7 protein-coding genes and 1 pseudogene are annotated in these 7,676 nt (G+C 70.6%); 7 read left to right on the forward strand and 1 reads right to left on the reverse strand.

All coding sequences use genetic code 11. From position 1 onward, the window contains the following. The 4 genes and pseudogenes from ACWGIU_RS23085 to ACWGIU_RS23100 form a co-directional block, all read left to right on the forward strand. Window positions 1-1,830: WD40 repeat domain-containing protein (locus tag ACWGIU_RS23085; protein WP_453708625.1), on the forward strand; the 1,830-nt coding region annotated here is incomplete at its 5' end. 601 nt (window positions 1,831-2,431) lie between these two features. After that, a complete protein-coding gene (locus tag ACWGIU_RS23090) occupies window positions 2,432-2,956 on the forward strand; it encodes a peptidylprolyl isomerase (RefSeq protein WP_453708627.1) in 525 nt (174 codons plus the stop codon). A gap of 947 nt (window positions 2,957-3,903) precedes the next feature. Further along, window positions 3,904-4,056, forward strand: a pseudogene (locus ACWGIU_RS23095) (DUF4158 domain-containing protein); the annotation flags it as partial. A gap of 89 nt (window positions 4,057-4,145) precedes the next feature. Continuing rightward, entirely contained in the window at window positions 4,146-4,484 is a 339-nt protein-coding gene (locus ACWGIU_RS23100) for a hypothetical protein (RefSeq protein WP_453708628.1), read from the forward strand. Window positions 4,485-4,560: 76 nt separating this feature from the next. On the opposite strand, the gene ACWGIU_RS23105 is transcribed toward ACWGIU_RS23100, so the two are convergent. Then, on the reverse strand, window positions 4,561-5,190 hold the full coding sequence (locus ACWGIU_RS23105; protein ID WP_453708630.1) for a winged helix-turn-helix transcriptional regulator: 630 nt from the start codon (window positions 5,188-5,190) through the stop codon (window positions 4,561-4,563). A gap of 81 nt (window positions 5,191-5,271) precedes the next feature. Between ACWGIU_RS23105 and ACWGIU_RS23110 the strand changes: the two genes are divergently transcribed. The 3 genes from ACWGIU_RS23110 to ACWGIU_RS23120 form a co-directional block, all read left to right on the forward strand. Further along, a complete protein-coding gene (locus tag ACWGIU_RS23110; protein WP_453708632.1) occupies window positions 5,272-6,024 on the forward strand; it encodes an MBL fold metallo-hydrolase in 753 nt (250 codons plus the stop codon). 23 nt (window positions 6,025-6,047) lie between these two features. Beyond that, window positions 6,048-6,692 carry an NAD(P)-dependent oxidoreductase gene (locus ACWGIU_RS23115; protein WP_453708634.1) on the forward strand — a complete coding sequence of 215 codons (645 nt, stop codon included), beginning with the start codon at window positions 6,048-6,050 and terminating at the stop codon, window positions 6,690-6,692. Between the two features lie 3 nt (window positions 6,693-6,695). Continuing rightward, on the forward strand, window positions 6,696-7,676 hold a 981-nt coding region (locus ACWGIU_RS23120), incomplete at its 3' end, for a multidrug effflux MFS transporter (RefSeq protein ID WP_453708636.1).

Here is a 7,676-nt window from a genome sequence, read left to right on the forward strand (position 1 = left end):
GCGCTGCGCTTCACCAAGACGGGACTGGGCGTGGACGCCGCCGCGTGCACCGTCATCGACGGGCGCCCCCACGCGGTGACCGGCTGTTACGACGCGAACGTCCGCGTGTGGGACCTGGTCGACGGAACCGAACGACTTGTCATCACCGAGGACGACGGGGTCTACGCACTGGACTGCGTCGAGATCGACGGGCGGCCCCATGTCGTCACAGGAACCTGCTCCGGCAGCCTACGGGTCTGGGATCTGGATACCGGGGCCGAGCGGTTCGCCCTCGGAGGTCACAAAGGCTGGATACACGCGGTGGCCTGCACGGTGATCGACGGCCGGCCGCACGCCGTCACTGCGGGAGAGGACTGCCTGGTCCGGCTGTGGGACCTGGTAGACGGGTCGGAACGTGCGCGGATGCCCGGCCACACCGAGGAAGTACGAGCGGTGGCGCTCGCAGAGGTCGCCGGCCGCCCCGTGGCCGTGACCGGGGGCTATGACAACACGGTGAGGCTGTGGGACCTGGAGGACGGCGTCGAGCGGGCCGTGCTCACCGGTCACACGTCGGCCGTCTACTCGGTGGCCTGCACGGTGATCGACGGCATCCCCCACGCCATCACCGGGAGCGGCGGGGAGGACGCGGCACGGGTCTGGTGCCTGACCGACGGCTCGCAGCGCGCGGTGCTGGGCGGGCACACCTCGTGGATAGCTGCCGTGAGCTGCTTCGAACTTGGTGGACGCCCTCACGTGTTGACCGCCGGTGGTGACTGCACGGTGCACGTGTGGGATCTGACCGAGGACGCGGAGCACGCCGTCCTGACCGGACACCACGGCTATGTGGACGTGCTGGCCAGCACGGAGATCGACGGGCGCCCGTACGCTGTGAGCGGCGGCCATTCCGCGCCCCCGCGCGTATGGGACCTGGGTGACGCCGCCCTGCCCGCGGGACACAAGGGCCACACCGGGCCCGTGCAGGCCGTGGGCGCCGTGGAGATCGACGGCCGTCCCCACGTCGTCACCGGAGGCGACACCACAATACGGGTCTGGGACCTGGCCGATGGGACGGAACGAGGAACCCTGCCCCACGGGCACCGTGTGGAGGCGCTGGCGTGCACAACGGTCCACGACAGCCCCTACGCCGCCGTCGGAGGCTGCTGCGGCGTCGCCCGGGTCTGGGACCTCGCCGCAGGGACCGGGCTTCGGGACCTTCCCGGACCGGACCGGCGAGTGGAGACCGTGGCGTGGGCGGACGTCAACGGCCGTCCCTGCGTGGTCACCTCCGACCAGGACCGCACCATACGCGTGTGGGATCTGGCAGAGGACGTGGAGCACCCGCTCCACAGCGACCGCACCCGGTCGGCGGTGCGGGCCATGGAGCCCGTCACCGTCGACGGCCGCCCCCACCTCCTCACGGGCAGCGATGACGCCGCACTGCGGCTGTGGAGGCTGACGGAGAAGGGCCGACGCGTCACCGCCACCGTCCACACAGGGCACCACTGGATACGGGCACTCGCCGGCACCGTCCTGGAGGGCCGTCCCCACGCGCTGACCGTGGGCGGGAACGACGCCGCGGTACAAGTGTGGGATCTGATGGACGGCACCCTGCGGTCCACCCTTGCGGGACACCCGTCAGGAGTTCTCGCGGTGGCCTGCACCACGTGGGACGACCGTACGGACGCCATCACCTTGGACGGCAGCGGTACGGTCCACGTCTGGGATCTCGCGGCGGCCCGGCTCCGGGAGAAGGTCGCTTTGCCGACGCGGGCCCAGTGCATGACCGCTGTCGGCCAAGGTCTCGTCATCGGCATGGGCGACGACGTGGTCGTACTTGACCGCAATCGCTGAGGCAAGGACAAGGTGGGCGGTGACGCATCCCGAGGCCGCGAGCAGCGCGGTCAGGAGCAGGGACCAGCGACGCATGCCGCCACCGTGCCGCACCAGCCCGCACGGAACCTTTGACCGGCCCGCTGCGCCCCTCGGTTGGATGACGCGACGACCGTCCTGTAGGGCCGCTTCCGGCCGGTCTGGCGGACACTCACCACCGAGAATCTCACCACCCACGACGGTCACGCGGTGCTGATGCCGGACACCGCCACTGGCTCGGTCGAGCAGGGACGTCAGCTGGAGGGCGAGGACCTCGGGCTCGGCCGGGCCAGCCTCCTGCCGTAGCTATTCCCGCGGACCAAACCCACGCCCTAGACTGCGACCGCTCCAGGACTTGGTGATCATCGGGAGGGCGTGCGAGATGAAACGAGCACTGATCAGCGCGTTGGCGGCCGTGGCGTTAGTCGTGTCCGGGGGAGGTGTCGCCACCGCTTCCGACAGCGCTCCGCCGCGCACGACGCACGGCCCTTGCCAGTACACACAGACCCCGGACGAGCCGCCGGCGCGCCCTGTTCCACTGCCGCCCGACCCGCGGCGTACCCCCAGCCGTGGCACGGTTGATATGGCCGTTCCGACCAGCCAGGGCCCGCTCCCGCTGCGCTTGGACCGGGCCAAGGCGCCGTGCACGGTCCAGAGCTTCCTGCACCTGGCACGGCATGGGTTCTACGACCGGACGGTGTGCCACCGTCTGACGGCGTACCCGACGCTGAAGGTCCTGCAGTGCGGCGACCCGACCGGTACCGGTGAGGGCGGGCCCGGGTACAAGTACAAGGACGAGCTGCCGGTGGACCTGCCGCCGGCACCGACCGATCCGACCGGCGCGCGCCGCCTCTACGGGCGCGGCCTGCTGGCGATGGCCAACGCCGGCCCGGACACGAACGGTTCACAGTTCTTCGTCGTTTACGGCGATTCCGCGCTGCGACCGAACTACACGGTGTTCGGCACGGTCGGCGCTGACGGCCTGACGACACTCGACAAAGTCGCCGCCGGAGGCATCGAACCGACGGCGGAGGACCCGGCACCGGTCGACGGCACACCCGCGCTGCGGACCGAGCTGCTCCGCGTCCGGTCGTCCTGCCAGCATTGACGCACCGCGGCGCGGCCCACGTCCTCGATGAGCGTGCTTGGCGTCTGCGGCCGCCCCAGTCTGATTTCGCCGGCCGGCCGGTGTCCTTCCGGCCGGTGTCCTTCCGGGCGGTGTTCGGTTCGGGCTGGGCAGGCCGGCGAGGGGCGGCGCGCGGAAACAGTCTGGTGCGGTGCCGCTCGCGCTGGCCCCAGTCGGCCACTGCGAGGGGCTGTGGTCTACGGCCCCGCGCCGGTCCCAGCGCACGCCGCGGTGGCGGCGCCGTGCTTCGCGCAGTCCGGGAGTGACGCCACCGAGACGCGTGAGGACAGCTCGGTCGATGACGCTGAGATCCCGTGGAGGGCGAGTACGAGGTACAGGGCCGAGTAAGCCCACGCCAACAGGGTCTGGCCTTATCCGGGCGAGAGTCAGGAGTGCGCCGGGTGTGGCGACGACCGTCAACGACCCGAACTACGGGGGACTTCTCCGACGCGCGGAGCTCTGCGGCCGGAGTGTGGTCGCGACATCCCGGACCGGCGGCAACCGACCTGATCCGCTCAACAAGGCCCGCATGGACACCTACGAACCGCGACCCGCGGATGGTCGCGGCGCATGAGCTCGGGAACGCGCTCGGGCTGTCGATGCGCGGCCGGCCGGGCCGGGCGAGGGCGGCCGCCCTGCGGGCTGGGGCACACGGACGGGCGCGGGGACATCGAACATCTACGGAGCGTCGCCCCGATCGGCCGGGGGAGAGCCTTCTGTCCGGGTGGGGCTCGCCCCTCGCCCCGCGCGGCAACGCCCAGCCCCACGCGGCCACAGGATGCAATGGCGACTGCTGTGGAGCCGCCTTCGGACAGGCTGCTCCCGGCCCCCGTGACGCTGTCGACCGCGGGCAGGCCCGGCTGCCGTCACACGTTGCCGGCACCGCCCAGGTCGGCAGCTTCGCCGTCACATCTGGCTCCACCCGGGCTTTGCCGCAAACTGTTCTGACTGATGAGCAGGCCGAGGCGTACGGGAAGTTCGCCGAGGAGCCGACCCGCCCTGAGCTGGAGCGGTTCTTCTTCCTGGACGACGTTGACCGCGATCTGATCGCCCGGCGACGCTCCACGCACCACTGCTGCGGTCCGGTCGTCACCGGGCTGGATGAGCGAAGTGGCATGTGCGTCAAATCTGAGGGAAAATAGGGCAGTAGCCGCTGATGCGGAGGGTAAATATGAACGAGAAGCCCGCCTGCGGACCTGAGCGTGACCCTGAATTCTTTGCCGATATAGACAAAGTCTTCGCCCAATACCCCGAAGCTGCCCGCAGGGTCATCGACGACGACATGCTCACCTTCGCCGTCGCGCTCAAGGACAAGGTCGTCCCGGTCCCGGAGATCGCGAAGAAGCTGACCATCAAGACCGGGAAGAACCCAGGCAAGAACCCCTCGGTCGCCTCGATGTACCGGGCGCTGGCCGAGGCGAAGAGGCCGCGGCGGACGACCGCCACCCGACTCGTCACCGAAGCCGGAGGAACCTGGTCCCGATACGCCCCCGGCGACCACTCACGGTGACGCCAGGACCGACCCCACCGAGGAATACGCGACACCTCAACATGCGAGCCCACCAGATACCAGTCTCACACCCGGATCAGCGGGGCAGGATGCGCAGTACTGCCTCGCGTTCGCCGCTGAGCCGCAGGCCTTGCTGTACTGCGGCGCTCAGATCGAGGTAGCCGAGCAGGGTCGCGGCGAGCAGGTGCGGCGGTCCGGTCAGTGACGCGGTGGGGTGGTCGACCCGGCCGGCGTGTGTGTGCACCGAGCCGTCCTTGACTTCGATGACCAGGTCCTCGCTGCCGTCGGCGTGCAGTTGCAGGGCGATTGCTGGCTGGTCGGGGCGGTGGTCGGTCAGTGCCCGGGCGGGCATGTCCAGCCAGTGGGTGCGGAAGGTGTCGCTGCCGGCCGGCTCACGCAACAGCGGAATTCCCCATCGGCTCAGCTCCTGCAGCACCGGCTCCAGCTCGCGGCCACGCTCGGTGAGAGAGAACAGGTTGGTGGCCACCGGCGGCGGGGCGGCCTCGCGGTGGACCAGGCCGGCTTCCTCGAGTTCGCGGAGCCGGTCGACCAGCAGGTTGCTGGCGATCCCGGGCAGCCCGTTGCGCAGGTCGGTGTGCCGGCACGGACCCAGGGCGAGCAGTTCACGGACGATCAGCAGGGTCCATCGGTCGCCGATGGTGTCCAGTGCTTTCGCGATGCCGCAGTACTGCCCGTAGGTGCGCATGCCACCACCCTACATCGTGGTGTTGAGATTCAAAACTTTCTTGTTGACTTTCTCAACAACGCCGGTCTAGCGTCGCTGCCCATGACCACCACCCTTTCCGTGCGTCGGCTGGCCTGGGCCGGCGTCGAGATCCGTCTCGGCGACACCCGCCTGCTGATCGACCCGCTCGAGAACGTCGCTCCGCTGGCGCCGGTGATGGGGCCGCCGCACCGGCCGGTCGACCCGGTCGATACCCCGCCCGGCACCCACGCCCTCATCACCCACCTGCACCCCGACCACTACGACCACGACCTGATCGCCCGGATCGCGGCCACCGGCACGATCGGCTGCCACACCCCGAGCGCGGCGGCGCTGCACGAGGCGGGCATCACCCCCGTTGCCCAGGACCTGGGCCAGTCACGGCGCATCGGAGAGCTGACCGTCACCCCGGTGACCTCGCTGGACTGGCGCGGCAACGACTGTGACCAGGTCGCCTGGGTCGTCGAAGGGGCCGGCCGGCGGGTCATCCACTGCGGCGACACCCAGTGGCACGGCAGCTGGTGGCAGATCACCCGCGACCACGGCCCGTTCGACGTCGCGTTCGTCCCGGTCAACGGCGTCATCGCCCACTTCGAGGGCTACGCGGCCAACGTCCCGGCGACCATGACCCCCGAGCAGGGCGTCGAGGCCGCCGTCGCACTCGGCGCCGGCACCGTCTGCGCCATGCACTACGGCCTGTTCCACAACCCGCCGTTCTACACCGAACAACCCGACATCGAGCAGCGCTTCCAGCACGCTGCCGACGAGCGCGGCATCACCGCGGCCATCATCGCCGACGGCCAGCCCGTCCTCTGACCATCAGAAACAAGGAGCAACACATGAAGATCGTCCTGTTCGGTGCCAGCGGCAACATCGGCCGGCCCACCACCGAGGAATTGCTGCGTCGCGGCCACACCGTCACCGCGGTCACCCGAGCCGGCCACGTCGACGGACTCAAGCACAAGGCCCTGACCGTGACCACGGGTGACGTCACGGACGCCGCCGCGGTCGCCGGCCTCGCCGCCTCCCACGACGCCGTACTGTCGGCCGTCGGCCCCCGGATCGGCCAGGAGAACGACCGCGCCACGATCGTCGGTGCCGCTCGTGCGCTGATCGACGGACTCCGCCGAGCCGGCGTCACCCGCCTGGTCACCATCGGTGGTGCCGGTAGCCTGCGCACGCCGACCGGCGCCCGGGTCATGGACGACCCGGACTTCCCCGCGCTGTGGAAGGCCAACGCCGAGGCCCAGTCCGAAGCGCTCGACCTCTACCGCGGCGTGCGCGACCTCGACTGGACGTACGTGTCGCCCGCCGCGGTCATCGGAGCGGGCGAGCGGACCGGGGCCTACCGCAGCGCCGGGGACACCCTGCTCACCGACGACGACGGCAACAGCCGCATCTCGTACGCCGACTACGCGATCGCCTTGGCCGACACGATCGAGAGCGGCACCGCGATACGCCACCGCATCACCGTGGCGTACTGAGCCATGAGCAACGACGCCGCCGGCCGGCACACCCGATTCATCGTCCTGCTCGCAGCGCTCGTGGCCCTGGGACCACTGTCCGTCGACGGCTACCTGCCCGGACTGCCCGACCTCGCCGGCGACCTGCGCGCCAGCGCCGCGGCCACCCAGCTCACCATCACCGCCTGTCTGGCCGGGCTGGCCATCGGGCAGCTGATCGCCGGGCCGCTGAGCGACACCTACGGCCGGCGGCGTCCGTTGCTGGCGGGCCTCGCCCTCTACACGATCGCCAGCGCGCTCTGCGCGGTGGCACCCGACGTCCGGACCTTCGTCGGCCTACGCCTGGTCCAGGGCATCGGCGGGGCGTTCGGCATCGTCATCGCCAACGCCATGGTCCGCGACCGCACCTCCGGAACCCGCACCGCACGTCTCTTCTCCGCACTGACCTTGATCACCGGCCTGGCGCCGGTGTTCGCGCCGGTCCTCGGCGGCCAGCTACTGCGCGTCACGGCCTGGCCTGGAATCTTCGTGAGCCTGGCCGTACTCGGCGCCGTGATGCTGGCGGCCTCCGCCGCAGGACTGCCGGAGACCCGGTCCTCCGCGTCACGCCAGCCGCTGCTGGCTGTCGTCGGGCAGCTGCTCAGCGACCGGGTCTTCACCGGGTACGTCCTGGCCAACGGCCTGGTCTTCGCGGCGATGTTCGCCTACATCTCCGGCTCGCCGTTCGTCCTGCAGGAAATCCACGGCCTGTCACCGCAGCAGTACAGCGCCGTGTTCGCCGTCAACGCCGCCGGACTCATTGCGGCCGCCCAGATCAGCGGCCGGCTGGTGGCCCGGGCCGGCGCCCGCGTGCTGCTGCTCGCCGGTCTGCTGGGCGCGACAGCCGGTGGCACCACGGTCCTGGGCGCGGTGCTGACACGGGCACCCCTGCCCGTGCTCCTGATCGGCCTGTTCGTCCTGGTCTCCAGCGTGGGCCTGGTCATGCCGAACGCCGCGGCCCAGGCC

The sequence above is a fragment of the Streptomyces sp. NPDC054840 genome, assembly GCF_053611065.1.

Coding starts and splice junctions, on each gene's coding strand:
- ACWGIU_RS23090 (WP_453708627.1), top strand. CDS start 2,432: ATGGCCGTTCCGACCAGCCAGGGCCCGCTCCCGCTGCGCTTGGACCGG.
- ACWGIU_RS23100 (WP_453708628.1), top strand. CDS start 4,146: ATGAACGAGAAGCCCGCCTGCGGACCTGAGCGTGACCCTGAATTCTTT.
- ACWGIU_RS23105 (WP_453708630.1), bottom strand. CDS start 5,190: ATGCGCACCTACGGGCAGTACTGCGGCATCGCGAAAGCACTGGACACC.
- ACWGIU_RS23110 (WP_453708632.1), top strand. CDS start 5,272: ATGACCACCACCCTTTCCGTGCGTCGGCTGGCCTGGGCCGGCGTCGAG.
- ACWGIU_RS23115 (WP_453708634.1), top strand. CDS start 6,048: ATGAAGATCGTCCTGTTCGGTGCCAGCGGCAACATCGGCCGGCCCACC.